The 24,963-nt window shown below is 72.1% G+C and carries 24 protein-coding genes; 13 read left to right on the top strand and 11 right to left on the bottom strand.

Annotated elements, in window-relative coordinates:
- The first annotated feature begins 3 nt into the window (after positions 1–3).
- Together ACIRB1_RS04785 and ACIRB1_RS04790 are read left to right on the top strand one after the other, a co-directional pair.
- A complete protein-coding gene (locus ACIRB1_RS04785) occupies positions 4–924 on the top strand; it encodes an STM4011 family radical SAM protein (protein ID WP_403464564.1) in 921 nt (306 codons plus the stop codon).
- Between the two features lie 126 nt (positions 925–1,050).
- On the top strand, positions 1,051–2,049 hold the full coding sequence (locus ACIRB1_RS04790; RefSeq protein ID WP_352177633.1) for a CHRD domain-containing protein: 999 nt from the start codon (positions 1,051–1,053) through the stop codon (positions 2,047–2,049).
- A gap of 84 nt (positions 2,050–2,133) precedes the next feature.
- Here ACIRB1_RS04790 and ACIRB1_RS04795 read toward each other — a convergent pair whose 3' ends face one another.
- From ACIRB1_RS04795 to allB, 5 genes are all read right to left on the bottom strand, one after another.
- On the bottom strand, positions 2,134–3,039 hold the full coding sequence (locus ACIRB1_RS04795) for a DMT family transporter (protein ID WP_352177634.1): 906 nt from the start codon (positions 3,037–3,039) through the stop codon (positions 2,134–2,136).
- Positions 3,040–3,130: 91 nt separating this feature from the next.
- A complete protein-coding gene (locus tag ACIRB1_RS04800) occupies positions 3,131–3,763 on the bottom strand; it encodes a dihydrofolate reductase family protein (RefSeq protein ID WP_352177635.1) in 633 nt (210 codons plus the stop codon).
- Between the two features lie 92 nt (positions 3,764–3,855).
- On the bottom strand, positions 3,856–4,668 hold the full coding sequence (locus ACIRB1_RS04805) for an AIM24 family protein (protein ID WP_352177636.1): 813 nt from the start codon (positions 4,666–4,668) through the stop codon (positions 3,856–3,858).
- Between the two features lie 118 nt (positions 4,669–4,786).
- Entirely contained in the window at positions 4,787–5,902 is a 1,116-nt protein-coding gene (gene alc, locus ACIRB1_RS04810; protein WP_352177637.1) for an allantoicase, read from the bottom strand.
- A gap of 227 nt (positions 5,903–6,129) precedes the next feature.
- Positions 6,130–7,467 (bottom strand): allantoinase AllB, encoded by a 1,338-nt coding sequence (allB, locus tag ACIRB1_RS04815; RefSeq protein WP_352177638.1) that lies wholly within the window; start codon positions 7,465–7,467, stop codon positions 6,130–6,132.
- Positions 7,468–7,741: 274 nt separating this feature from the next.
- On the opposite strand from allB, the gene ACIRB1_RS04820 reads away from it, so the two are divergent.
- A complete protein-coding gene (locus ACIRB1_RS04820; protein WP_352177639.1) occupies positions 7,742–8,536 on the top strand; it encodes an IclR family transcriptional regulator in 795 nt (264 codons plus the stop codon).
- The gene (locus tag ACIRB1_RS04825; protein WP_403464565.1) at positions 8,533–9,234 is read left to right on the top strand and encodes a DUF6304 family protein; all 702 of its coding nucleotides are present in this window, start codon (positions 8,533–8,535) and stop codon (positions 9,232–9,234) included. The genes ACIRB1_RS04820 and ACIRB1_RS04825 overlap by 4 nt, the downstream gene beginning before the upstream one ends.
- Position 9,235: 1 nt before the next feature.
- Here ACIRB1_RS04825 and ACIRB1_RS04830 read toward each other — a convergent pair whose 3' ends face one another.
- Complete coding sequence (locus ACIRB1_RS04830) at positions 9,236–9,556, bottom strand: DUF5955 family protein (RefSeq protein ID WP_403464566.1); 321 nt, start codon at positions 9,554–9,556, stop codon at positions 9,236–9,238.
- A gap of 188 nt (positions 9,557–9,744) precedes the next feature.
- Here ACIRB1_RS04830 and ACIRB1_RS04835 point away from each other — a divergent pair, with 188 nt between their 5' ends.
- Together ACIRB1_RS04835 and aceB are read left to right on the top strand one after the other, a co-directional pair.
- Positions 9,745–10,344, top strand: coding sequence for an NTP transferase domain-containing protein (locus ACIRB1_RS04835; RefSeq protein ID WP_403464567.1), 600 nt, complete (start codon positions 9,745–9,747; stop codon positions 10,342–10,344).
- 187 nt (positions 10,345–10,531) lie between these two features.
- The gene (gene aceB, locus ACIRB1_RS04840) at positions 10,532–12,154 is read left to right on the top strand and encodes a malate synthase A (RefSeq protein WP_352177643.1); all 1,623 of its coding nucleotides are present in this window, start codon (positions 10,532–10,534) and stop codon (positions 12,152–12,154) included.
- A 41-nt stretch (positions 12,155–12,195) separates the two neighbouring features.
- Here the strand turns inward: aceB and ACIRB1_RS04845 are convergent, their stop codons facing one another.
- The 4 genes from ACIRB1_RS04845 to ACIRB1_RS04860 all read right to left on the bottom strand — a co-directional run bounded on the left by ACIRB1_RS04845 (position 12,196) and on the right by ACIRB1_RS04860 (position 17,279).
- Positions 12,196–12,465 (bottom strand): Rdx family protein, encoded by a 270-nt coding sequence (locus ACIRB1_RS04845; protein ID WP_352177644.1) that lies wholly within the window; start codon positions 12,463–12,465, stop codon positions 12,196–12,198.
- A complete protein-coding gene (locus tag ACIRB1_RS04850) occupies positions 12,462–13,385 on the bottom strand; it encodes a HipA family kinase (protein ID WP_352177645.1) in 924 nt (307 codons plus the stop codon). Before ACIRB1_RS04850 ends, ACIRB1_RS04845 begins: the two co-directional genes overlap by 4 nt.
- A gap of 20 nt (positions 13,386–13,405) precedes the next feature.
- On the bottom strand, positions 13,406–15,604 hold the full coding sequence (locus tag ACIRB1_RS04855) for a protein kinase (RefSeq protein WP_403464568.1): 2,199 nt from the start codon (positions 15,602–15,604) through the stop codon (positions 13,406–13,408).
- 160 nt (positions 15,605–15,764) lie between these two features.
- Positions 15,765–17,279: an IucA/IucC family protein gene (locus tag ACIRB1_RS04860; RefSeq protein WP_403464569.1), complete on the bottom strand. Its 1,515-nt coding sequence runs from the start codon at positions 17,277–17,279 to the stop codon at positions 15,765–15,767.
- A 151-nt stretch (positions 17,280–17,430) separates the two neighbouring features.
- Here ACIRB1_RS04860 and ACIRB1_RS04865 point away from each other — a divergent pair, with 151 nt between their 5' ends.
- Genes ACIRB1_RS04865 through ACIRB1_RS04875 form a run of 3 tightly spaced genes read left to right on the top strand, consistent with a single transcriptional unit; the run spans position 17,431 to position 21,029 of the window.
- Positions 17,431–18,945: an IucA/IucC family protein gene (locus tag ACIRB1_RS04865; protein WP_403464904.1), complete on the top strand. Its 1,515-nt coding sequence runs from the start codon at positions 17,431–17,433 to the stop codon at positions 18,943–18,945.
- A 9-nt stretch (positions 18,946–18,954) separates the two neighbouring features.
- The gene (locus tag ACIRB1_RS04870) at positions 18,955–20,220 is read left to right on the top strand and encodes a VWA domain-containing protein (protein ID WP_403464570.1); all 1,266 of its coding nucleotides are present in this window, start codon (positions 18,955–18,957) and stop codon (positions 20,218–20,220) included.
- A complete protein-coding gene (locus ACIRB1_RS04875; RefSeq protein ID WP_403464571.1) occupies positions 20,220–21,029 on the top strand; it encodes a hypothetical protein in 810 nt (269 codons plus the stop codon). Before ACIRB1_RS04870 ends, ACIRB1_RS04875 begins: the two co-directional genes overlap by 1 nt.
- A 54-nt stretch (positions 21,030–21,083) precedes the next feature.
- Here the strand turns inward: ACIRB1_RS04875 and ACIRB1_RS04880 are convergent, their stop codons facing one another.
- Complete coding sequence (locus tag ACIRB1_RS04880) at positions 21,084–21,713, bottom strand: winged helix-turn-helix transcriptional regulator (RefSeq protein ID WP_403464573.1); 630 nt, start codon at positions 21,711–21,713, stop codon at positions 21,084–21,086.
- 88 nt (positions 21,714–21,801) lie between these two features.
- On the opposite strand from ACIRB1_RS04880, the gene ACIRB1_RS04885 reads away from it, so the two are divergent.
- Genes ACIRB1_RS04885 through ACIRB1_RS04900 form a run of 4 tightly spaced genes read left to right on the top strand, consistent with a single transcriptional unit; the run spans position 21,802 to position 24,902 of the window.
- The gene (locus ACIRB1_RS04885; RefSeq protein WP_352177651.1) at positions 21,802–23,010 is read left to right on the top strand and encodes a pyridoxal phosphate-dependent aminotransferase; all 1,209 of its coding nucleotides are present in this window, start codon (positions 21,802–21,804) and stop codon (positions 23,008–23,010) included.
- A gap of 36 nt (positions 23,011–23,046) precedes the next feature.
- Positions 23,047–23,580: an HAD domain-containing protein gene (locus tag ACIRB1_RS04890; RefSeq protein ID WP_403464574.1), complete on the top strand. Its 534-nt coding sequence runs from the start codon at positions 23,047–23,049 to the stop codon at positions 23,578–23,580.
- Positions 23,581–23,583: 3 nt separating this feature from the next.
- A complete protein-coding gene (locus ACIRB1_RS04895) occupies positions 23,584–24,183 on the top strand; it encodes a histidine phosphatase family protein (RefSeq protein ID WP_352177653.1) in 600 nt (199 codons plus the stop codon).
- Positions 24,184–24,242: 59 nt separating this feature from the next.
- A complete protein-coding gene (locus ACIRB1_RS04900) occupies positions 24,243–24,902 on the top strand; it encodes a hypothetical protein (protein WP_403464575.1) in 660 nt (219 codons plus the stop codon).
- Positions 24,903–24,963 lie beyond the last annotated feature (61 nt).

Here is a 24,963-nt window from a genome sequence, read left to right on the forward strand (position 1 = left end):
GTCATGGATCTCACCGTCCTGTACCGGGGACCGCTCGCGTCCTGCGACTACGACTGTCCCTACTGCCCGTTCGCCAAGCGGCGCGACTCGACCGCCCAACTCCGCGCGGACCGGGAGGCGTTGGAGCGTTTCGCGCGCTGGGCGGCGGACAGCGGGGACGAGCTGTCGCTGCTGTTCACGCCGTGGGGCGAGGGACTGGTCCGCTCCTGGTACCGGCGCACCCTCGCCGAGCTGTCCCGGCTGCCGCATGTGCGCCGGGTCGCGATCCAGACCAATCTGAGCTGTCGGACGGGCTGGCTCGCCGAGGCCGACCTCGACACGCTCGCCCTGTGGTGCACGTACCACCCGGGCCAGACCCCGTACGACCGTTTCCTCGCCAAGTGCCGTGACCTGGCCGACCGCGGGGTGCGCTTCAGCGTCGGCGTGGTGGGCCTGCCCGTCCATCTGGCGGCGGCCCGCCGGCTCCGCGACGATCTGCCCCCGCACGTGTACCTCTGGATCAACGCGGCCGAGGGGCACACCTACGGGGACGCGGAGGCCGACGACTGGACCGCGCTCGACCCGCTCTTCCCGTACAGCAGGCACCCGCACCGCAGCGCCGGACTTCCGTGCCGCACCGGCGAGTCCGTGATCTCGGTCGACGGCACCGGTACGGTCCGCCGCTGCCACTTCGTCCGCGACGAGCTGGGGAACCTGTACGACGGCTCCTACCGGGCGGCGCTGCGCCCGCGCGCGTGTCCGCTGGCCGTCTGCGACTGTCACATCGGCTATGTCCACCTGGAGTCCCTGCCCCTGTACGACGTCTTCGCGGGCGGTGTCCTGGAGCGGGTGCCGTCCGCGTTCCCCGGGCCGGGCACCCCGCGTCCCCTGACGCTGACGGCGCGGCCGGAGCGGGTCCCCATGTCCAGGTCGTGTCCTCAGTGATGCCGTCCCTTCTCAGGCGTGTCTCAGGACTGTCATCGGCTGAGGGATCACCCCGGGGGCCCCGTGATGGAGGGAGAACGACCGCGGGGCAGCCGCGGATCGGCCATCACGGGGAGAACGAGACACATGAAGTTCAAGCGATTCGGGACCATCGCCGCGACCGCGATCACCGGCACCCTGCTCCTGACCGCCTGCAACGGCGTGGACGGAGCGGCCGACACCACGGTGTCGCATCCGGCGGCGGGAGCGACGCGGGCGGCGGGTGCCGTCGGCCGCTACGCCGAGAACGCGCCGGGGGCGCGGTACTTCACCACGATCCTCACCGGTGACAACGAGGTGCCCGTCAAGGGCAAGCCTGCGGTGGGCGACAAGGACGGCAGCGCGGTGGCCCTCATGCGCATCCAGGGCGACGAGGTGTCCTTCGCGTTCGCGTGGACGGGCATCGGCACCCCGACCATGGCCCATCTCCACCAGGGGGCGCGGGGCACCAACGGTGACGTGAAGATCCCGTTCTTCATGGAGAAGCCCAAGGGCGGCACGCCGTTCGTGTTCGGCACCGTGCGGGTCGAGGACGCCGGCCTGCTGCGGAACATCGAGGCGCATCCCGACCGGTTCTACTTCAACCTGCACACCGCCGAGTTCCCGGGCGGCGCGGTCCGCGGCCAGGCCGTCGCACTGCCGGGCGCCGTCTCGCTGCCCGACGCCATCCGGCACTCGTCGCTGGCCGGTGTCGTCAAGGGCGCCCAGATCTACGCCTGCACCCGGCAGGACGACGGTTCCTACGCCTTCACCCAGGACAACGTCGACGCCACTCTCCAGGGCGGCATCCAGCACAGCTTCGCAAAGCACGGCCCGGCAGGGCCGCCGCAGTGGATCGCTCCCGACGGCTCCTCGGTGACCGGCACCGTCGTCAACAAGTTCGACAACGGCAAGGGCAACATCCCCCAGCTCCTGCTCCGCGCCGAGCAGACCGGCAAGAGCGGGGGACTGCTGTCCAGGACCACCTCGGTCCTACGGCTCAACACCGCCGGCGGTGTCGCACCGGCCGGTACCTGCGACCCGGCCACACGGCCCACCGCCCGCGTCCCGTACAGCGCCGAGTACCTGTTCCTCGCCACGAAGTAGCACCTCTGAGCGGCACCTGACGGAACCGTCCGCCGGTACCGTCAGGTGCCGCTCACCGGGCGACGGCCCCCAGCGCTCCGGGAGTCACCGTGCGGCCCCGCGCCCCCACGCGGTCCCCACCAGGACGAGCACGCCGCCCGCCAGCCCGAGCGCGCCGAGTCGTTCCCCGCCGAGGGCGATACCGGCCGCGGCGGCCCACAGGGGCTCGGTGCCGAGCAGCAGGCTGACGCGGGAGGGCGAGGTCCGGCGGACGGCCCACATCTGCACGAAGAAGGCGAACAGGGTGCAGCACACGGACAGGAACAGCAGCCCGGCCCACGCGCGGACCCCGAAGCCGGCGGCCGTCTCCCACGGGGTGGTGTCGGCGCCGGTCGACAGGAGCGCGAACACCGTGACGGCGGTGCCGAGTTGGACGGTGGTCAGGGGCAGCGCGTCGGCGCCGCGCACCGCCTTGGTCCGGGACATGGCGAGGACGTGCAGGGTGCGGGCGAGGGCCGCGAGCAGCATGAGGAGGTCACCGAGGGAGGGGCGGGTGAAACCGGCGCCCTGGGTCAGCAGCAGCACGCCGAGCACGGAGAGGGCCGCCGCGCCGAGGAAGCCCCGTGAGGGCCTGGTGCGGGTCACGGCGGCCTCGGCGAGCGGGGTGAAGATCATGGTGAGGCTGATGATCAGGCCCGCGTTGGTCGCCGAGGTGTGGACGACGCCGTAGGTCTCCAGGAGGAAGATTCCGGCGAGGATCAGCCCGAGGAGGGCCGCGCCGCGCCACTGGGCGGCGCTCAGGGCGCGCAGCGAGCGGTGGCCGACGGCCGTGAGGACGGGCAGGACGAGGGCGAAGCGCAGCACCAGGACGGCGAGGACCGTGCGGGCGGTGGTGATGTCCTTGGCGGCGAGATAGCTGGCGCCCCAGACGACGGCGACCAGCAGGACGGGCAGGTCGGTCTGCCAGGTGCGGCGGGGCGCGAGGGCGCCCGGTACGGCGATCGAGGACATGCGGGCGGCTCTCCCGGTCTCCAACGGCGGTGCGGAGACAGCGGCGGCTCCCACTCGGAGCGATCACCGTACCGGCGCGGACCCGTGCCGACTAGGCGTTCTTCGCGGCGTCGTCCGCGTACGAGCCGTAGTTCGGGCGGCCCGCCAGGTCGTACGACTGGATGGAGACGCCGGCGCCGGTGACGCGTCCGCCGGTGTGCCGGAAGGCCATGGGTTCGGTGCCCTCGGGGAACAGCCGCAGGCCGCTGCCGAGCACCACGGGGAAGGTCACCAGGTGGAGCGTGTCGACGAGGCCGAGCGCCAGGAGGGACCTCACGAGCGCGCCGCTGCCATGCACCTGGAGTTCGCCCTCGGTGCGCTCCTTCAGGTCGGTGACCTCCTTGGCGAGGTCCCCGCCGAGGACGGTCGTGCCGGCCCAGGAGGGGTCGGTGAGGGTCGACGAGGCGACGTACTTCGGCAGCGCGTTCAGCTTGGCGGCGATCGGGTCGGCGGGGTCGGTCATGTTCGGCCAGTACCCGGCGAAGATGTCGTAGGTGCGGCGGCCGAGCAGATAGGCGCCGGAGCGGCCGAAGACCTCGACCACGAAGCGGCCGAAGTCGTCGTCGCCGTAGACGAAGCTCCAGCCGCCGTGCGCGAAGCCGCCGCGGGTGTCCTCCTCGGGGCCGCCGGGGCCCTGGTAGACGCCGTCGAGGGTGACGAAGAGGGTGGAGACGAGCTTGCCCATGGCGGGTGCCTGCTTCCTGGTGCGAGGGCCGGTGGTGTCATCGGCTCAGACCCCGTGGCCCCCCGCAACTCATCGGTCTCCGCTACGGCGGCTCATCCCGCGTGGGTCGAGAACATGCCGCCGGTCGGGCCCTGCTTGTCGCCGCCCTGGGCCTTCTTCAGGGCGTTCGCGAGGCTCTCGATGGTGAGGGACTGGAGGATGACCCGGCCGTTGCCCTCCAGGGTGGCGAGGGAGAGGCCCTCGCCGCCGAAGACGGCGTTCATCAGGCCCTGGCGGTTGAGGCCGCCGATGCGCTGGACGCCGTACTGGATGCCCTCCTCGAAGGCGACGAGGCAGCCGGTGTCGACCTCGATGCGGCCGCCGAAGTCGGCCGGGTTCAGGTCGATGAAGTTGCCCGCTCCGGCGATGATCACTGTGCCGTGGCCGGTGAACTTCTCCAGGACGAAGCCCTCGCCGCCGCTCATGCCGGTGCGGCCGCCCTGGAAGGCGATGCCGAACTGGACGGTAGACTCGGCGGCCACGAAGGCGTCCTTCTCCGCGAACCACGCGCGCGTGCCGTCCAGTTCCAGGGCGCGCATCTCGCCGGGGAGCACGCCCGCGAACCCGACGGTGCCCTCGCCGCCCTGGGAGGTGAAGTACTGGAACGCCATCGACTCACCGGCGAGGACGCGCTGGCCGACCTGCATGGCCGTGCCCATGGCCTGCCGGAGCATCCCGCCCATGCCGCCGCTGCCGCCGCCTTGCTGCTGGCCGCCGCTCGACGGGCCGCTGAGGCGGGTCTCCATGGTCACGTTCGTCGTCTTGAAGAGGAACTTTCCGGCCTCGCAGTACACGGTCTGGCCGGGGGTCAGGTTGACGACCGCCATCTGCATGGCGTTGCCGACGATTTCTTGCTGAAGGGTCACGAGAGGAGAACGTAGCGGGTGGGCGTCTCGGTTCCGGGTGCGGGTGGGGTGTGGCGGCCCGCGTCGCCAAGGCGCCGGACAGGCTGACGATGCCTGCCCGGCGTTCCAGGGGTCCGCGTCAGCCGCCCAGTTCCTGGTGCCTGGCCGCCAGCGTCGTCGCCCCCTGCTCGGTCAGCGAGCCGAACAGCCGCAGCCGCGAGATCCCGCCGTCGGGATAGATGTCCACGCGCGCGTGCGTCCCGGTCGCGGGGGCCGGGAGGACGAAGCGGTGGTTGGTGTCGGGCTGGAGGCGGGTGCGCGCAAGGATCTCGGTCCACTCGCCGCTCTCGCCGTCCCGTACCGACACCGAGGCCCAGCCGGCGCTGTTGCCCTTCAGGTACGCCGTGTCGATCTCGATCGCGCGGATCCGGGACTGCGCGGCGAGGCGGTAGCGGATCCAGTCGTTGCCCTGGTCGCGGCGGCGGCGGGTCTCCCAGCCGTCGTCCATCTTGCGGGAGCGGCCGGGCTGGATGGTGTTGCTCGCGGGCGAGTAGAAGAGGTTGGACGCGTCCTCGGCGCTGCCGCCGTTCTCCAGCGCCACGACGTCGAACGTGCCCAGCGCGGCGAGCCAGGCGGGGTCGGGGACGACCTCGCCGTGGACCCGGAGGCGGGCGATGCCGCCGTCGGGGTGCTGGTTGACGCGGAGGTGGGTGAAGCGCTGTTCGGCGGCGATGGCGAAGCCGTTCGCCGCGTGGCCGCCGACCGGTGTGCGCGGGACCAGGGAGGTCCACTTCACGTCGTCGGCGAGGAGGTCCTCGGGCGACGGGGAGCCCGGGAGCGAGGTGCCCTCGACGGAGACCGCCTGCGGGTAGTTGCCGCGGAAGTGGGCCGTGTCGACGATGATGCCCCGGATGACGCCGGGTGCGCCGAGGCGGACCAGTGCCCAGTCGTGGTCCTCCGGCGTCGGCCAGGGGTGCTCGGCCGAGGCGCCGCGGCGGCGGCGGGTCTCCCAGCCGTCCATGATCTTGCCCTTGTGTCCGAAGTGCTCGGGGTCGAACTCGGCGGGCCCGGGCACGAGGAGGTTCTCGCGCTCGGCGAAGAACTCGTCGTTGGCGGCGATGACACCGGCGCCGAGCTGCCGGTCGGCGAGGTTGGCGTACTGGGTGAAGGGGAAGTCGGCCGTGCGGTAGTCCGCGTACGGGTCACCGCCTCCGTAGGGGTTCGCGTCGCCGGTGAAACTGGGAATCGCCGTCACTGCTGTGTCTGCCTTTCGGGAGTGGGCCGCTGCGGGTGCGGAGGTCGGTTCAGGGGGTACGGGTCAGGAGTCGGTCCTTCGGTCGGGTGAACTCGCCCTCCGGCAGGGCGTGTTCGCGGCGCGGCCGGGTCGCCTCGGCGCCCCTGCCGGAAGTGCCGCCGCCATCGCCGTGACCGCCGGTCCGCCTTTCGGAAGCGGGCCGCCACGGGTGGGGGCGGAGGACCGGATCACGGCTTGCGGACCAGGAGTCGGCCCCTCGGCTCGGTGAACTCGCCGTCCAGCACGATGCGTTCGCCGCGCAGCCAGGTCGACCTGACGACCCCGCTGAGGGTCTTCCCGGCGTACGCCGTGACGCGGTTGCGGTGCTGGAGGGCCGCCGGGTCGACGGTGAACGTCTCGTCGGGGGCGAGGACCGCGAAGTCGGCGTCACGGCCCGCCTCGATGGCGCCCTTCTGGTCAAGTCCCGCCAGCTGCGCGGTCCCTGAGGACATCCAGCGGACGACGTCCGTGAGGTCGTGGCCGCGCTTGCGGGCCTCCGTCCACACGGCGGCCAGGCTCAGCTGGAGGCCGGAGATGCCGCCCCACGCGGTCGCGAAGTCGTCGGTCTTCAGGTCGGCCGTCGAGGGTGAGTGGTCCGTCACCACGCAGTCGATGGTGCCGTCGGCCAGCGCCTGCCACAGGAGGTCCTGGTTGGCGGACTCGCGGATGGGCGGGCAGCACTTGAACTCGCTTGCCCCGTCCGGGACTTCCTCGGCGGTGAGGGTCAGGTAGTGGGGGCACGTCTCCACCGTGACGCGGACGCCCTCGGCCTTCGCGGCGGCGATGAGCGGGAGCGCGTCCGACGAGGACAGGTGCAGGACGTGCACGCGCGCGTCGAGCCGCCTGGCCTGCGCGATGAGCCCGGCGATGGCCGTGTCCTCGGCGTCGCGCGGGCGGCTGGCGAGGAAGTCGGCGTACTTGGGGCCGCCGTGCTGCGGGGCCGCTTCCAGGTGGTGCGGGTCCTCGGCGTGGACGATGAGCAGGCCGTCGAATCCGGCTGTCTCGGCCAGGGACAGGGCGAGCTGGTCCTGGTCCAGGTGCGGGAACTCGTCCACGCCGGACGGGGACAGGAACGCCTTGAAGCCGAAGACGCCCGCGTCGTGCAGCGGGCGCAGGTCCTTGACGTTGTCGGGCAGGGCGCCGCCCCAGAAGCCGACGTCGATATGGGCCTTCTCCGCGGCGACCCGCTGCTTCGTACGGAGGTTGTCGACCGTCGTGGTCGGCGGGAGCGAGTTGAGCGGCATGTCGATCAGGGTGGTGATGCCGCCGGCCGCCGCCGCGCGCGTGGCGGTCCAGAAGCCTTCCCAGTGGGTGCGGCCCGGATCGTTCACATGCACATGGGTGTCGACCAGGCCGGGCAGCAGCACGTCGTCGCCGAAGTCCTCGAACCGTGCTCCGGACGGGACTTCGGCGTCGTACGGGAGGACGGCCGTGATCTTTCCCCCGGCGACCGCGACCGTCGCCGCGCGTGTCCCCTCGGGGGTGATGACACGTGTGGAGCGCACCACCAGTTCAGCGTCGGACACCCGGACCCCTCTCTCTGCCGCCGTCGTTACTTCCGGGAAACGGGATTTACTTCCACGTAACGGAATTCAACGTTCTGTTGAAGGAGTCTTCACTCCCGCCCCCGTACCGTCAAGGGCACACTTCTCCACGATGCGCCGCACGCGCACACTCTGGACGTTTCCACAAAGCGGAATTACACTTCCGGCAAGCAGAACGTAGCTACGCACAGGCGGGGAGTCAACCGACCCCCGGGTAGGCTTCAGCCCTTCCCGCCCGTGCCGAAAGGAACGCGCCGTGCCGCCGTCCAGCGTGAGCAGCACCGACTCCACCAAGTCCGCCACGGGCGGCGTCCAGTCCCTGGAGCGCGCCTTCGACCTGCTGGAGCGGATGGCCGACGCGGGTGGCGAGGTCGGCCTGAGCGAGCTCTCCGCGAGCAGCGGCCTCCCGCTGCCCACCATCCACCGCCTCATGCGCACGCTCGTGGCCTGCGGTTACGTCCGCCAGCAGGCGAACCGGCGGTACGCGCTCGGCCCGCGTCTGATCCGCCTCGGCGAGTCCGCGTCCCGTCTGCTCGGCACCTGGGCCCGCCCCTACCTCGCCCGGCTGGTCGAGGAGACCGGCGAGACGGCGAACATGGCGCTGCTCGACGGCGACGAGATCGTGTACGTCGCGCAGGTGCCGTCCAAGCACTCGATGCGCATGTTCACCGAGGTCGGCCGCCGTGTCCTGCCGCACTCCACCGGCGTCGGCAAGGCACTCCTCGCGAACACTCCGGACAACGAGGTGCGCGCGCTGCTCTCCCGGACCGGCATGCCCGCCGCGACCGAGAAGACGATCACCACCCCGGACGGTTTCCTCGCGGCCCTCGCGGACGTACGCCGCCTCGGGTACGCGATCGACGACAACGAACAGGAGATCGGCGTCCGCTGCCTCGCCGTCTCCGTCCCCGACTCCCCCACCGCGGCCGCGATTTCGATCTCGGGTCCGGCGGGCCGGGTCACCGAGTCGGCGACCGACAAGATCGTGCCGGTGCTCCAGCAGGTGGCCGGCGAACTGTCGGAGGCACTGGCCAGCCAGAACCCCGCGTGAGCGCCGACCGGTTCTGGCCGGGCCGGTACACCGACCGGCACGGCACCGAGGCCGTCGTCTTCGAGACGGACGGCCGGGAGTCGATCCGTACGACGATCCGGGGCGTCCGCTTCGAGGGCGACTCCATGGACGGCCTGGGCGCGCTCGGCGGCGACCCCCCGGACGCCCCGTTCACCTTCTTCGACGGGGCGCTGTCCTCCTGCCTGATGGAGTGGGAGGTGCCGCTGTCCGTCGCGGTCGAGGGAGAGGGCGTACGGACGGCCGTACTGGACTGCGCGCTGCGGCTCGGGGCGCCGGCCGGACCGGGCAAGGGCCTGGACGCGGAGACGCTGACCACCACCCTGCGCCTGGACGGGCACGCGTACACGAACGCGGAGGGGGCGGACACCTTCGAGAACGCGTTGGACGAGGTCCAGCGTCAACTCCCCGCAGGGACAAGGATGCGGGCCTGTGTCGCGTGCGCCTGGTCCGACTACAGCCCGCTCGGCAACGGGCTGATGGCGGGGCTCGCCTGCTTCCGCGACGCCAAGGACCGCTACCGCCGGGTCGACGGCAAGCACGGTCCGACCGGTATCTTCGCGCTCTGGGACCAGCACACCGAGTTCGTCCAGGAGACCTGGCTCTGCGGGGAGTTCGAGCACCGGAGCGGCACGCACGCGGGCTACCGGGGACCGTTCCCGGCGCGCCGTGGGCTGTGAACTAGCCCCGCCCGCCCGGAGGTTGACCGAACAGCTCCACCGCGTTGCGTACGTCCGTCAGCCCCCGTGCGAGAGCGCTCACGGAGCCGATCGCACCGGCGATCAGGAGTAACGAGCGGCGCAGGCGCGGGATTTCGGGGGTGCCGTCGATGGTCATCGCGGCCAGCGCCGCGAGTTCGTCCTCGGCGATGACCCGGTCGGGGAACTCGGCCGGATGCGCGGCGAGTTCGCGGCGCAACCGGGACACCGCGGTCCGCAGTTCCGCCACCCTCGGGTCCTCGTCGCTGCCGGTCACTGACCTCTGCCCCAAGCTCCGCAACACAGCTCTCCCCCCTCGCACGACGTCGTGCGCAAGAACTTTGTGGTCCCGTCCGCGTACCCGCACCACTGGTCGGGCGCCGAGGGACGCGGGTCAGTAAACGCCACCCGGTGCGGGGTGCGCCACTCCACGGACCGAAATTAAGTAGGAGGATTCCCTGCCGTCGCCGTCCCGTCAGGTATGCAGGACGTATGACGCGAAACGAAGACCAGGTCGCCGGGCTGCTCCTCGCGGCAGGGGGCGGCCGGCGCCTCGGCGGACGGCCCAAGGCGCTGCTACGACACCGGGGGCGGCCCCTTGTGGAGCACGCGGTCGGGGTCCTGCGCACGGCCGGCCTGACCCGCGTCCACGTGGTCCTGGGGGCGGACGCCGACGCCGTACGGGAGCGGGCGGATCTGGCCGGGTGCGTGGTCGTGGAGAACCCGGAGTGGGAGCGGGGGATGGGGTCCTCGCTGCGAGCGGGGCTCGAGTCGCTCTCGAGTTCCGGGGCGCGGGCGGCGCTCGTGTCGCTCGTCGACCAGCCCGGGATCGGCGCGGAGGCGGTGGCGCGGGTGCTGGCCGGATTCACGGACGAGGGCTCCCTCGTCTCGGCCGCCTACGACGGGGTACGCGGTCATCCGGTGTTGTTCGGGGCCGCACACTGGGCCGGGATCGCCGAGAGCGCGACCGGGGACCGGGGCGCGCGGGCATATCTCAGGGCGCACGCGGACGCGGTCGCGCTGGTCGAGTGCGGGGATGCGGCGCGGCCGTACGACATCGACACTGAGGCGGATCTCGTCCACCTTGAGTGAGCGGGGTGGCACCGAGCGCCACCTTGGCTCGATCCGGAGAATCTCGACATCAACAAACCATTGAACTTCCACAATGAGGAAACTAGTATCCACTGTTCAGAAGCGCCCGACGGCCCCTCGGGTGCTCCCAGCCCTACCCGGGTCACCTGGCACCCGGTGCCACGCACGCTGAAGGAAGTGACAGTTCATGTCCGCACCAGCGCCGTCCTCGCCGGTCGTCGTCGACGCCGAACCCCTCCCCCGGCAGGAGGAGGTCCTCACTGACGAGGCCCTCGCCTTCGTGGCCGAGCTGCACCGCCGGTTCACCCCCCGCCGGGCCGGACTCCTCGCCCGCCGGGCCGAGCGCCGCGCGGAGATCGCCCGCACCTCCACCCTCGACTTCCTCCCGGAGACCGCCGCGATCCGCGCCGACGACTCCTGGAAGGTGGCCCCCTCCCCCGCCGCCCTGAACGACCGGCGGGTCGAGATCACCGGCCCCACCGACCGCAAGATGACGATCAACGCCCTCAACTCCGGGGCGAAGATCTGGCTCGCGGACTTCGAGGACGCCTCCGCGCCGACGTGGGAGAACGTCGTCACCGGTCAGCTGAACCTGATCGACGCCTACACCCGCGCGATCGACTTCACGGACCCCAACTCCGGCAAGTCGTACGCCCTGAAGGCCGAGGACGAACTCGCCACCGTCGTCATGCGCCCGCGCGGCTGGCACCTCGACGAGCGGCACCTCCTGGTGGACGGCGAGCAGGTCCCGGGCGCCTTCGTGGACTTCGGGCTGTACTTCTTCCACAACGCGCAGCGGCTGATCGACCTCGGCAAGGGCCCCTACTTCTACCTCCCGAAGACCGAGTCGCACCTCGAAGCCCGCCTGTGGAACGACGTGTTCGTCTTCGCGCAGGACTACGTCGGCGTCCCGCAGGGCACCGTCCGCGCCACCGTGCTGATCGAGACGATCACGGCCGCGTACGAGATGGAGGAGATCCTCTACGAACTCCGCGACCACGCCTCGGGGTTGAACGCGGGCCGCTGGGACTACCTGTTCTCCATCGTGAAGAACTTCCGTGACGGCGGGCCCAGGTTCGTCCTCCCGGACCGCAACGCGGTGACGATGACGGCCCCGTTCATGCGGGCGTACACCGAACTCCTCGTCCGCACCTGCCACAAGCGCGGGGCGCACGCGATCGGCGGCATGGCGGCGTTCATCCCGTCCCGCCGTGACGAGGAGGTCAACAAGGTCGCGTTCGAGAAGGTCAAGGCGGACAAGGACCGTGAGGCCGGGGACGGTTTCGACGGCTCCTGGGTGGCCCACCCGGACCTGGTGCCGATCGCCATGGCCTCCTTCGACGCGGTGCTCGGCGACCGGCCGAACCAGAAGGACCGGCTCCGCGAGGACGTCGACGTCAAGGCGGCCGACCTGATCGCCGTGGACTCGCTGCACGCGAAGCCGACGTACCCCGGACTCGTCAACGCCGTGCAGGTGGGCATCCGTTACATCGAGGCGTGGCTGCGCGGGCTCGGCGCGGTCGCCATCTTCAACCTGATGGAGGACGCGGCCACCGCCGAGATCTCGCGCTCGCAGATCTGGCAGTGGATCAACGCGGGCGTCGAGTTCGAGAACGGCGAGAAGGCGACTCCCGAGCTGGCGCGGAAGGTCGCCGCCGAGGAACTGGAGAACATCCGCGCCGAGATCGGCGCGGACGCCTTCGCCGCGGGCCACTGGCAGCAGGCCCACGACCTGCTCCTGGAAGTCGCGCTGGACGACGACTACGCGGACTTCCTGACCCTGCCCGCCTACGAGCAGCTGCGGGGCTGACCCTCGACAGGCGTCAGGAACCGCTCACGTGCGGGATCGGCTCACGTGTCCGAGTGGCCCAGGGACTTTCCCGGGGCCACTCGGTCGCGTACGAGCCTCTTCACGGCCGTGGGTTCGGGGAAGCCCTGCTCACGCCGGTCCCACACCACGTCGTCGTTGACGCGGACGACGAAGACACCGCCGGTGCCGGGCTTCAGCGAGAGTTCCGTCAACTCGCCCTCGAAGGTGGTCAACAGCTCCTGCGCCAGCCAGGCCGCGCGGGGCAGCCAGCGGCACTGGGTGCAGTACTCGATCTGAACGCGTTGGGTCATCCGAGGTGTACCGACCAATCCTGTTCCGCCGCCGGTCTGCCGTGCAGGTCGGGGACCCGCTTGAGCCAACTCGGGCGGCCCTGCTGTGTCTTCGCCGCCCGCTGGGCCTCTTCGGCGGCGCGTTCCTCCCGGCTGGGGAAGTCGGTGGGGAGCCAGGCCGCGGAGGCCCGCACCCGCGCGTGGAGGTAGGCGACGTACGCCTCCCGTACGGCGTCGGGTGTCGCGAAGCCCGGTTCGCCGGCCAGCCAGGCGTCCGGCACCTCGGCCACGATCCGGCGCAGCAGCTCCTCGGTCACCTTGGGCGCCAACTCGGCATCGGCGGCACGGGTGTCGGGCCCGTAGTGACCCAGTGCGTGATGACGGAAGTCGTAGGACTTCGCCGGGTCGGCGCCGTCCCAGCGGTGGTGGAAGACGAGGGCGGCTCCGTGGTCGATGAGCCACAGGCGCGGGGGTGCGATGCCGAGCGTCGGCCAGATCATCAGGTTCGAACTGTGCACCGTACGGTCGACGTTGACGGTCAACGCGTCGAGCCACACGATCTTCCCCGCCTCCAGCGGATCGACCGTGCACCGGGCGGCGAGCTCCGGTGTGAAGTCCCGGGCCCCCGGCAGGAAGTCCATCCCGAGGTTCAGCCCCGCGCTCGCGCTGTGCAGATCCCGCACCTCCTGATGCGGCTCCTCGTCCGCGATCGCCGGATCGAAGTGCACCAGCACCAGCTCGGGAAACCGCAGCCCGAGAGCGCGGGCCAGCTCCCCGACGACCACCTCGGCGACCAGCGCCTTGCGCCCCTGCGCGGACCCGGTGAACTTCACGACGTACGTCCCGAGGTCATCGGCCTCGACCACGCCGGGCACGGACCCGCCGGACCGCAGGGGTTCGATGTAGCGGGTCGCGGTGACCTCTCTCAGCGTGTCGGGCATGCAACGAGCATAGAGGCAGGTCAGCGCCAGGAGGGGTGGCCCTCCGGGGTGCTGCCTGTGGTGAGCCTTCGGGCGCCCGTGCCGTCGGCGCGGACGGCCCAGACGGCGGGCTGGTCGAAGGGGCCCCGGACGAAGGCCACCCACTTGCCGTCGGGCGACCAGACCGGGTCCATCTCCTGGGCGGCGGTCTGCACCAGCGTGCGGTCGCCGGTGCCGTCCGTCCTGACGATGTGGATGTCGCCGCCGGTGCCCACGTTCGGTGCGCCGGCGGTGTAGGCGAAGTACTTTCCGTCCGGGGACCAGACGGGGTCGAGGGCGCGCCGGGACTGGTGGGTGATCTGCTGGGGTTCCGCGCCCGGGCGGGACGGGTCGACGACATGGATCTGCCATCCCGACGTCTTCTGAAGGCAGATGGCGATGTGCTTGCCGTCGGGGGACCAGGCCGGGTCCTCCACCTTCGCGGTACCGGTGGTGAGTTGCTGCGCGGAACCGTCCGCGACGGTGACGGCGAACAGCTGCTGCACACCGTCCTGCCGGCGCAGCACGGCCAGCCGTTTGCCGTCCGGGGACCAGGACACCCGGCCGCCCTCGATCGCGGCGACGCGGCGGACGTCCGTACCGTCCGCGTTGGCCGTCCAGACCGCCGACTCCTGCCCCGTGGTGCGCGTGAAGGCGAACGTCCTGTGATCGGGCGACCACTGCGGCAGCGCGTCGCACGTCCCGGCGATCAGCTGTTTCGGGTCGTCCCTGGTGGAGTCACGGCGGCCGATCACGCTGTGACACGTCGACGACCCGGGGTCCGTGTCCATCCGCACGAGCAGCGGGGCATCGGGGAACGCGGCGGCGGTCGCCCGCGGCGACGAGGACGCGCTTCCTCCGGCAGCACCCTTGTCGCCACCGGAACCGGAACCCGATCCCGAACCGGTCCAGGGATGCCACACCAGCACCCCCGCCGCGACGGCCATGACCAACGCCGTCGCCACGACCGCTGCCCTGCGGCGGCCCGGTCCCCCGTCGGCACCGGCCGTCGGCCCGCCACCCACCGGCACCGTTCCCGCACCACCGGGCGCGCCGGGCGCGGGGGTGGGCGGGAACACCGGCGCGGGGCCGAAGCCCGGGCCGGGGCTGTACCCGGGACGAGGGCCGAAGCCGGGGTCGGGCGACGACTGGACCGTCCGGGGACGGGAGACCTCGGGTGGCCGCTCGTCGAACGCCGGCGCAGCCGTGGGCGCCTCCGCGATCACCGGCGCCTCGGGCGCCCACTCCCCGGCCCCCGGCGGACCCCCCGTTCCCGTACGCGGATCGGTCGGCGCCGCCTGCGCCCCCGGCCCCCGATCCACCCCCACGCCGTACGCCCCCGCCTCCTGGCTCCGCACCAGCGCGGTCGCCTCGGCCGGAAGCCACACATCCGTCGGATGCTCGACCGTCAGCCGGTCGAGGAACTCGGTCGGGGTGGGGCGCTCACGCGGGTCCTTGGCCAGGCAGGCCGCGACCAGGTCCCGCAACTGGCCGGGAACGCCCGCGAGTTCGGGCTGCTCGTGGACGACCCGGTACGGCCACGCCGCCGACCCCCCGTCCCCGAAGGGAGCCCGGCCCGCCGCCTGGCCCAGCACGACCCCCAGGGCGAACATGTCGACCGCCGGGGTGAGCGTGCCCCCGGTCAGCTGCTCCGGCGCGAGGAAGCCGAGGGTGCCGATCTGGAACCCGGTCTGGGTGAGGGCCGTACCGTCGAGGGCCCGCGCGATGCCGAAGTCGATGACCCGGGGGCCGTCCTCCGCGACGATGATGTTCGCGGGTTTCAGGTCGCGGTGGATGACCCCGGCCTGGTGGATGGCGGCCAGCGCCTCGGCGAGACCGGCGGCCAGCACGGTGAGCGTGTCCGCGGGGAGCGGGCCGACCCGCTCCAGGACGGCCTGAAGGGTCGGCCCGGGTACGTACGCCGTCACCAGCCACGCCGGGTCGCCCTCCGGGTCCGCGTCCACGACCGGCGCGGTGTGGAAGCCGCCGACGCGCCGGGCCGCGGCCACCTCGTCGGCGAACCGGCGCCGGAAGCCCGGCTCGGTGCTCAGTTCGGGCCGTACGACCTTGACGGCCACCGCCCGCCCCGACCGCGACCGGCCGAAGTAGACGACCCCCATCCCGCCCCGGCCCAGCCGTCCGACCAGCCGGTACCTGCCGTCCCCGACGGACGCGGGATCACCCGCTTCGAGCGGTTTCATGGCTCCCCCATCCCGCTTCCTCAGCGTGGCGGTATCCAGCCGCGAGGCTCCCCCATACCGGCCATCAGTCTAGGTGCTCCGCTCATGACGTCACCGGGTCGGGAACGGTTCCCGTGCGCCCCACCCTTCACCCGGACCGGTTCCTCGCCGGCCCGCCCCCTCACCCCGCCAGCGGGCTCGGCAACGGCAGATACCGCGCGTCCGCTCCGTCCGCCCCGGTCCACCGCAGCAGCAGATTGGTCTTGCCCGGCAGTGTCGGCGAGGCAAGCAGCGCGGCGACCTCGGGCAGGTCGTGACGGGCCAGCTCGGCCCGCACGGCGGGCCAGGGGTCCAGCCCCGGATGACGCTCGGCGAGGACCCCGGCGACCTCGGCGAGGTGGTTGACGACCAGGCAGTACACCAGCCGCTCCCACCCCGCCCCGCGCTCCACGTCCGTCAGCAGCTTCACGCCCTCCGCGTCCCGGTACAGCGCCTGCACGGGCATCCCGTCCGCGTCGACGGCGACCAGCGTGTTCTGCACATGCGCCTCGAGTACGACGCCGTGGTCCGCGAAGGCGGTCAGCGCGGGCGGTACGACCTGCCGCAGATACGCCTCCCACCAGGCCGCGGGGTCACCCGTACGGTCGAGCGGGCTGCCCTCGAACCCCTCCACCAGCCCCGCGGACAGCAGGGGAGTCGTGCCGGGCAGGAGGTGGTCGTGCAGTCCGTCGCGGACCAGGACGGCGAGTTCCTCGAAGGCGAAGTCGGCGGTGCGGTAACCGCGGTCGCTCAGCCAGGCCCCGGGCCCGCCCATCGCGGCGAAGGCGTCCCGGACGGCCGCGTCGGTGCGCCGGAGTTTCAGCAGGTCGTGCCGCCACAACCGCCGTACGTCATTGGTGATGCGCACGTCGAGGCTGAACTTCAGGAACAGATCCTCCCCGCGGTCCGCGGTCCCGGGGCGGTACACCGTACGGATCGCCGCCGTCGGCCAGACCTCGGTCGCCGTGGTGCCGAGCCGGATCAGCCGGCCGTCCGCGAAGGCGTCCGCGAGGCCCGCGCCCACGAGGTCCAGCTGCCACGGGTGCGCGGGCAGCAGCCGGTACCCGGCCGGGGCCTCCCCGAGCGCGTCCAGCGCCGAGACGTCCCCCTCCTCCACGACCGCGTCCTCGCGCAGCCCGAGCAGCACCAGCGGGAACCGGGCGTACGCCTCCGGGGCGTAGGGCAGCCAGCCCGCGACGGGGCCGCCGCCGCGGGCCTTGGGCGCGGGATGGTAGGGATGGCCGGTGATCAAGGACTGTTCGGAGCGGAGATACGGGTCGTCGGGCGCCGTCGCACCCTCGCGCGCACGCAGCAGCGCGGCGACCGTGTCGCGGCTGTCGGTCATCTCGGCGGGCAGTTCGTGGTTGGACACGCCGGTGTGGCGGCGCAGTTCGTCGGCGACGAGTTTCACGAGTTCGGTGTGGCCGAGGTGGTGCCAGGCGCCGCCCGTGTACACCTCGGGGTCGGCGGGCCGCCGCGCGCCGCGCACCCGGAGCAGCCGGCCGGTTCCCGGCAGCCGGTACACGTGGCGTTCGCCCGGGTCCGGGACCGGCTCGGCCACCTCCCGGAGCAGACAGTTGAGGAGGGGGGCGGTCGCGTACGCGTCGGCGCGCTCCGCCGTCTCGTCGCCCGGAGGTGTGAAGTCGACGCGATCCATTCGTTCCCTCAGTCCGTGTCCAGCGATCGCGATCAGTATGTCTCTCGTCGCACCGAGTCCCGCGACCCCGCCGCTCGCCGCCCTTCCTCTCCCCGCCCCGCCTCCCGTCGTCACCGATCACGACGTCCCGTCCGCACCCGAGGAGTCGACCGTGGACCGTCCCCCGCTTCCCGAGACCGAGGTCGCCGAGGAACTCGCCGCCGTCCGGCCCGACCTCCTGCAACGGTACGCGGCCGAACTCCCCGGCGCCCGTGCCGCGGTCCTCACCCGCCTGTGGCGGGCGCTGGCCTTCGAGCCGCTGCCGTGGATCGCCGCCAGGACCCCGGGCCCCGTCCTCCGGCTCGCCGACGGCCGCCGGCTGCGCGGCCCGCACCCGGACCCGTACGCGACGAGCTCCTACGTCACCGTCGTCCACCTCGACGACCTCGCCTACGACGATCCGGCGCGCCTGATGACGGACCTCGCGGTGCCGCACGGGTCCGCCTTCGCGGCCGAGCTCGGGCACAGCGTCGCCTCGTTGGCGCTGTCGCGGGCCAACCAGCCGGCTCCCGTGGAGGAGTGGCCGGCGCACGACTGGGAGTGGGAGCAGCGGATCGTCGACGGGCATCCCTTCCATCCCAACTGCCGTTCCCGGCCGGGGTTCTCGGTGGCGGAGCAGTTGGCCTACGGCCCCGAGCACCGGCCCGTGGTGACGCTCGGGGCGGTGCCGGTGGGGGCGGAGGAGTCGCTGGTGACGGGGGTGTGGCCGGACGGACTGCGGGACGGGGGGCGGCTGTTGATCCCGGTGCATCCGTGGCAGGCGGCGCATGTGCTGAAGCGGACGGGGGACGCGCCGCTCGACGCGCATCCGCTGATGTCCCTGCGGACCCTGGCCCTGCCGGACGGGCCGCATGTGAAGACCGCGCTGAGCGCCCGGCTGACCTCCTCGGTGCGGGACATCTCGGTCTACTCGATCGGGCTGTCGGCGACGTTGTCGGCGTTCGGGGAGACACTGGCGGCGCGCTCGGACGGCCTGTTGCACGTCACCCGCACGCTGGGCGCGGCCACCGCCAACTCCCCCGATCTGGCGGCGGTGTTGCGTGAGTCGCCGCAGACGTACGCGGACACGGAGGCGGGCGAGCGGGTCCTGCCGGTGGCCGCCCTCGCGACCACCGGTCTGCCCCGCTCGCCCGTCTGGCTGGCCGAGTTCACCCGTCTCGCCCTCGTCGTCTGTCTGCGGCTGCTGGAGTCCGGTGTGGCCCTTGAGGCGCACGGTCAGAACCTGCTGGTGGTGCTGTCCCGCACGGGTGCCCCCCTGCGCCTGGTCTACCGCGATCTCGCGGACATCCGGGTCAGCCCCAAGCGCCTTGCCGGGCAGGGGATTCCGGTCCCCGCACTGAGCGGACGCATCGTCACCGACGACGAACTCACCCTGCGCCGCAAGCTGTTCGGCTCCCTGGTCGCGGGAGCGCTCGCGGGCACGGCGGGTTCCGGTACGGCGCTCAGGGCGGCGCTGACGGCCGTCGTACCGGATCTGCCGCGCACCCCGGATCTGCGGACGCTGCTCGAACAGCCTTTGCCGACGAAGGCGTTGACGTTGATGCGGCTGTCGCCCGAGCTGCCGGGGGACCAGTGGACGGGGCTGCCCAACCCGCTCGTTTTGGAGCCCGGTCCATCTGATCAATAGGATCCGGCGATGATCACAAGACAACGGCTGGCGGCGGGGATCTGTGCCCTGCTCGCCACCCTCACGGCCGGGGTCGCCTTCCCTGCCGGAGCGGTCGCCGACGAGACGGACTCCGCGGCCTCCCCGAAGGTCGAACTCCTGCTGGACGTCAGCGGGTCCATGAGCGCCAGGGACATCGACGGCGGCTCACGGATGGCAGCGGCGAAGCAGGCGTTCAACGAGGTGCTCGACGCGACACCCGAGGAAGTGCAGCTCGGCATCCGCACGCTGGGAGCCAACTACCACGGCAACGACCGGAAGACGGGCTGCAAGGACACCGCGCAGCTGTATCCGGTGGGCACCCTGAACCGCACCGAGGCCAAGACCGCGGTCGCCACCCTCACGCCCACCGGCTGGACCCCGATCGGCCCGGCGCTGCTGAAGGCGGCGGACGATCTGAACGGCGGCGACGGCACCCGCCGTATCGTCCTGATCAGCGACGGCGAGGACACCTGCCAGCCGCTGGACCCGTGCGAGGTGGCCCGCGAGATCGCGGCCAAGGGCATCGGCCTGACCATCGACACGCTGGGTCTGGTGCCGGACGCCAAGACCCGGGACCAGCTCAGCTGCATCGCGGACGCGACCGGCGGCACGTACACCTCCGTGCAGCACAAGGAGGAACTCTCCGACCGCGTGGGCCAGTTGGTGGACCGCGCCGCCGACCCGGTGGTGACCCCGGTCGCCACCGAGGGCACCGCCCAGTGCTCCGCCGCCCCGACCCTCAAGTCCGGTCTGTACACGGACCGCGAGGAGTTCGGCAAGCAGCGCTTCTACCGCGTGGACGTGAACCCCGGCCAGGAGCTGCGTGCCTCGGTGAGCGTGGGCGCCGACCGTGAAGTCAACCCGGACTACGGGGTGTTGATGCGCGCGGTCACCGTGCACGGCCGCGAGATAGTGCGCGGCGAGGCCACGGGCAACGGCCGGACGGACGTCATCTCCACGGGTCTTCGCTATCCGAAGGCGGAGAGCGACGACGACAACGCCCCGGCGGAGACGGTGTGCCTCCAGATCACCAACTCCTTCTCGGCGGCCTCCGGCGTGAAGACCACCCCCGGCCTGCCCCTCGAACTCACCGTGGACGTCGTGGACGGCCCCGACAAGGCGAGCGACGTGGCCTCCTTCGGCCTCGGCCGCGGCTGGTGGCTGCTCGGCGCACTCGTGCTGACCGGCTTCGTCGCGGGTCTGCTGTGGGGCTGGCTGTCCCGCTGGCGTCTCGCCGTCTGGAGGACCAACTGATGCGGATCACACGTGTGGTGAGCACGGCCCTGCTGCTGGCGGGACTGGCGGCGACGCCCGCGGCGGCGGACTCCTCCCCCTCCGCGAGCCCCTCCGACGACAGTGCGGCCCCCACCCAGGCGGGCACCTCCTTCCGTACGGCGACGGAGGTGGACCAGGGCCGGCAGGCCACCGCGAGCGGCTCCGCGGGCGACTACCTGTACTGGTCGTTCGCCGCGGACGCCGGCCAACGCCCCACCGTCAAGGCGACGGTGAAGCTGCCGGACACCCACGCCGGCGAGACCTGGCAGCTCGACGTCTACGACGGGCTGCGGCGCCGCCAGGCCTGCCAGTACGGTGCCGCGACGCGTACCGCCGCGCAGGACGCCACCTCCCTGGACCTGGCGTGCACGCTGCGCACCGTCCGTGCCTGGTCGGAGACATGGGCCAATGACCCGCTGCCGGGCACGTACTACGTGCGGCTCACCGTCGTGGACCTCGCGTCCTCGGACCTGGGCAAGCCGGTGAGCACCGAGGTGCGGGTGGACTCCAAGGACATCGGCGGTTCGGCGGCGGTGGACGGTTCGCTCGCGCAGCCGCTGACGCCGGGGATCGCGGCCAAGTCGGCGTCCGACGACGGCAGTTCGTCGTCGACCTCGGCGGCCCTTTCGAGCATCGAGCCCGACGGCGGCTGGTCCTCCGGCTGGTGGTCCGACCGCTGGGTGTGGACGGGCGTGGGCGGCGTCCTGGCCGCGCTCGCCGGGATCGGCGGCTATGCGCTGACGCGGGGGTCCGGACGCCCCAGGCGGGTGCCGCCCCCCGGTATGTGACGGTTCATCAGAAGGCCCGCTTCCGGCGGGCCTTCTGTCGTCCCGGGCCCGATGTCACGCCTCCCGGAGCGCCTTCGCGAGCGTGCCGTCGCCGGTCACCTCGACCCGCCCGGCACGCACCGCGTCGGGAAGGCTCAACTCCCCCTGCGCGAGGGCCGTACAGGTGTCGGCATCGACCACGAGCCGGGCGTCGGGCTCCCGGGGCGCGACCCCCTCGCCATAGACGGGCCCACCCTCCTCCATCCCCGCGTACACATGGAACTCCCCTTCCTCCAGCCGGACTTCGACCAGGCCCTCGCCGTCCAGCGACCGCAGCAGCGGCAGCGCGAACCAGTGCGCGCGCACCGCGTCGGTGGGCCGCCGCTCCCCCAGCTCGGGCGCGCCCCACGCCCCGAGGGCCTGGAGGACCGGCAGCAACTCCCGCCCCCGGCCGGTGAGTTCGTAGACGTAGACCGCTCCCGGAGGCGGCAGCCGCCGACGCGTCGTGAGCCCGTCCCGTTCCATGTCCTTGAGCCGCGAGGCGAGTACGTCCGTGCTGACACCCGGCAGATCGGCGTGCAGGTCCGTGTAGCGGCGCGGGCCTGCGAGGAGTTCGCGGACGATCAGCAGGGTCCAGCGGTCGCCGACGAGGTCGAGGGCCCGGGCCGCGGAACAGTACTGGTCGTAGCTTCGGCGAGGTGACATGCGACGCAGTCTAGACATGTTGTTGGACTTTCCAAGCTCACACTTGGTAAAACCAAGCAACACACGAAGCCGATGGGGCGAGGGCGCAATGGAGTTCCGGCAGTCGAGCAAGCTCAGCGAGGTCTGTTACGAGATCCGCGGTCCGGTGATCGAGCACGCCAACGCACTGGAGGAGGCGGGCCACAGCGTCCTGCGCCTGAACACCGGCAACCCCGCGCTCTTCGGCTTCGAGGCGCCCGAGGAGATCATCCAGGACATGATCCGGATGCTCCCCCAGGCACACGGCTACACGGACTCCCGCGGCATCCTCTCGGCCCGCCGCGCGGTCGCCCAGCGCTACCAGACCCTGGGTCTCGACGTCGACGTGGACGACGTGTTCCTGGGCAACGGCGTCTCCGAGCTGGTCTCCATGGCCGTACAGGCACTGCTGGAGGACGGCGACGAAATCCTCATCCCCGCCCCGGACTTCCCGCTCTGGACGGCCGTGACGACCCTGTCCGGCGGCAAGGCGGTGCACTACCTCTGCGACGAACAGGCCGACTGGTACCCGGACCTGGACGACATGGCGGCGAAGATCACCGACCGCACCAAGGCCGTCGTCATCATCAACCCGAACAACCCGACCGGCGCCGTCTACCCCAAGGAGATCGTCGAGGGCATCCTCGACCTCGCCCGCCGCCACGGCCTGATGGTCTTCGCCGACGAGATCTACGACCAGATCCTCTACGACGACGCCGTGCACCACTCGGCCGCCGCGCTCGCCCCCGACCTGGTCGTCCTCACCTTCTGCGGCCTGTCGAAGACGTACCGCGTGGCCGGCTTCCGCTCGGGCTGGCTGGTGGTCACCGGCCCCAAGCAGCACGCGAAGAACTACCTGGAGGGCCTGACGATGCTGGCCTCCATGCGGCTGTGCCCCAACGCGCCCGCGCAGTACGCCATCCAGGCCGCGCTGGGCGGCCGCCAGTCCATCCGCGACCTGACCGTGCCGGGCGGGCGGCTGCACGAACAGCGCAACGTGGTGTGGGAGAAGCTGAACGAGATCCCGGGGGTCTCGTGCGTGAAGCCGAAAGGCGCGCTGTACGCGTTCCCCCGGCTCGACCCCAAGGTGCACAAGATCCACGACGACGAGAAGTTCGTCCTGGACCTCCTGCTCCGCGAGAAGATCCAGGTGGTCCAGGGCACCGGCTTCAACTGGCCGACCCCCGACCACTTCCGCATCCTCACCCTGCCGTACGCCGACGACCTGGAGGCCGCGATCGGCCGGATCGGACGCTTCCTGGGCGGGTACCGCCAGTAGCGGCTGTCTCCGCACCGCCCTGGGTAACTCCTCCGCATGACCGAACGCCCCCTGCTGCTCCTCGACGTCGACGGCCCCCTCAACCCCTACGGCGCCCGGTTCCTGCGCCACCGCGGCTATGTCACCCGCCGGATGTGGCCGCCGAACTGGTCGGCCCGGCAGCAGCCGGGCTCCCGGCGGCTGCGGCGCGGGCTGCGGGTCCGTCTGCACCCGGGGCACGGCGACCGCATACTCGCACTGCCGTACGAACCGGCCTGGGCCACCACCTGGATGCACCACGCCAACGAGATGATCGCGCCGGTGATCGGGATGCCCTCCGATCTGCCGGTGATCGAGTTCACCGACCTGTTCGCCGAGGACCCGGACGGCCTCTACTGGAAGACCCGCCAGATCGTGGCCTGGGCCGCGGGCCGCCCCTTCGTCTGGGTCGACGACCTCGTCACCGACCTGGACGTACGGCATGTGGAGGCGCACCACGACGGGCCCGCGCTCCTCCTCAAGGTGGACCCGCGCAGGGGCCTGCGGGAGAACGATTTCGCGACGCTGGAGCGATGGGCCCATAGCCTGTGAGCTATGGGCGATCTTTTCCTCGTACGGCACGGAGAGACCGAATGGTCCCGGTCGGGGCGGCACACCAGCTCGACCGATGTCCCGCTCACCGCGAAGGGGCGGGAGGAGGCGCGCGGCCTGGTCCCGCTGATCCGTTCGCACCGGGTCGGCGCCGCGTTCGTCAGCCCCATGCAGCGCGCGCGGGAGACCGCCGAGCTGATCGGGCTGACGGACGTACGCATCGACGTCGATCTGCGCGAGTGGAACTACGGCGCCTACGAGGGCATCACCACCGTCGAGATCCAGCGCACCCGGCCCGGCTGGTTCCTGTTCACCGACGGGGTCGCGCCCGGACCGCCGGACCACCCCGGGGAGAGCCCCGAGGAGGTGGGCCGGCGCGCCGACCGCGCCCTGGCCAAGGTGGACGCGGCCCTCGCCAACACCGAGGGCGTGGTCGTGGTGGTGGCGCACGGCCACTTCCTCCGGGTGCTCACCGCGCGCTGGCTCGGGCTGCCGCCGTCGAAGGGCGCCCTGTTCCAGCTCGCGACCGGAACCCTGTGCCGGCTCGGCACGGAGCACGGACGGCCGGTCATCGCCGCCTGGAATGTCAGACCCCCGTCGTAGCCTTCGAAAGGGCGCGCACACGACGTCCCCGTGGGCCGACAGCCGGGAAGGAGCACGCCGTGACACGACCGCCGACCGCCGCGCAGCGGCGTGTGATCGACGCCGCCGATCCCGTCACCGGGCGGCTGCGGGGCACGGAGACGCAGCTCGCCGCGCTGGTGAAGCGGGGGCTCGCGTTCCGGCACCAGCGCCCGCCGCACGACCACTTCCTGACACCGGCGGGGCATCGGATACGGGAGTCGCCGCCGGACGTCGTCGAGTCCGCGCCCGCCGTGGCGCCCGCGACCACGAGTTCGACCCCCGGGGTGTTCGCCGCGCGCATCGGCGGCGAGGAGGCGTCGGACACCGCTCCCGCCGCCCGTACCCGCGAGGTGCACAGCGCCTGGCAGGGGCTGCTGGAACTGCGCCGGATGACCAATCGGGACGGTTCCGTGGAGCGGCCGTGCGGCTGGGAGCGTACGCATCTGGTGCAGGCCGCCGCGCTCGCCCTGGAGGCCGCGGGGCACCGGCCCGCCGCCCGGGACGCGACGGGGCAGGAGTCGGCGGGCTACAAGGTGCGCGTCACCCCGCAGCCGGAGGCGGTCGCCGTGCGCGATCCGGACGGGGAGGCGCTGCGCGCCTGCGCGGGGACGCTGGAGCGGGCGGGCTGGCAGGTCAGCGAGCACAAGGAGCCCCGCACGGGGGCGAGTTACCTGCTCGCGTCGCCACGGCGGACGTGACGGGACCGCACCCGACCCGTCCGACCGGGCCGATCTCGACCGGACCTGACGGGACCCGAAG

The organism is Streptomyces sp. NPDC096013, assembly GCF_044763565.1.
Lineage (GTDB): Bacteria > Actinomycetota > Actinomycetes > Streptomycetales > Streptomycetaceae > Streptomyces.

Excerpts from the sequence above, each read along its gene's own strand:
- ACIRB1_RS04785 (WP_403464564.1), top strand. The coding sequence starts at position 4 with ATGGATCTCACCGTCCTGTACCGGGGACCGCTCGCGTCCTGCGACTAC.
- ACIRB1_RS04790 (WP_352177633.1), top strand. The coding sequence starts at position 1,051 with ATGAAGTTCAAGCGATTCGGGACCATCGCCGCGACCGCGATCACCGGC.
- ACIRB1_RS04795 (WP_352177634.1), bottom strand. The coding sequence starts at position 3,039 with ATGTCCTCGATCGCCGTACCGGGCGCCCTCGCGCCCCGCCGCACCTGG.
- ACIRB1_RS04800 (WP_352177635.1), bottom strand. The coding sequence starts at position 3,763 with ATGGGCAAGCTCGTCTCCACCCTCTTCGTCACCCTCGACGGCGTCTAC.
- ACIRB1_RS04835 (WP_403464567.1), top strand. The coding sequence starts at position 9,745 with ATGACGCGAAACGAAGACCAGGTCGCCGGGCTGCTCCTCGCGGCAGGG.
- aceB (WP_352177643.1), top strand. The coding sequence starts at position 10,532 with ATGTCCGCACCAGCGCCGTCCTCGCCGGTCGTCGTCGACGCCGAACCC.
- ACIRB1_RS04845 (WP_352177644.1), bottom strand. The coding sequence starts at position 12,465 with ATGACCCAACGCGTTCAGATCGAGTACTGCACCCAGTGCCGCTGGCTG.
- ACIRB1_RS04850 (WP_352177645.1), bottom strand. The coding sequence starts at position 13,385 with ATGCCCGACACGCTGAGAGAGGTCACCGCGACCCGCTACATCGAACCC.
- ACIRB1_RS04855 (WP_403464568.1), bottom strand. The coding sequence starts at position 15,604 with ATGAAACCGCTCGAAGCGGGTGATCCCGCGTCCGTCGGGGACGGCAGG.
- ACIRB1_RS04860 (WP_403464569.1), bottom strand. The coding sequence starts at position 17,279 with ATGGATCGCGTCGACTTCACACCTCCGGGCGACGAGACGGCGGAGCGC.
- ACIRB1_RS04870 (WP_403464570.1), top strand. The coding sequence starts at position 18,955 with ATGATCACAAGACAACGGCTGGCGGCGGGGATCTGTGCCCTGCTCGCC.
- ACIRB1_RS04875 (WP_403464571.1), top strand. The coding sequence starts at position 20,220 with ATGCGGATCACACGTGTGGTGAGCACGGCCCTGCTGCTGGCGGGACTG.
- ACIRB1_RS04880 (WP_403464573.1), bottom strand. The coding sequence starts at position 21,713 with ATGTCACCTCGCCGAAGCTACGACCAGTACTGTTCCGCGGCCCGGGCC.
- ACIRB1_RS04885 (WP_352177651.1), top strand. The coding sequence starts at position 21,802 with ATGGAGTTCCGGCAGTCGAGCAAGCTCAGCGAGGTCTGTTACGAGATC.
- ACIRB1_RS04890 (WP_403464574.1), top strand. The coding sequence starts at position 23,047 with ATGACCGAACGCCCCCTGCTGCTCCTCGACGTCGACGGCCCCCTCAAC.
- ACIRB1_RS04895 (WP_352177653.1), top strand. The coding sequence starts at position 23,584 with ATGGGCGATCTTTTCCTCGTACGGCACGGAGAGACCGAATGGTCCCGG.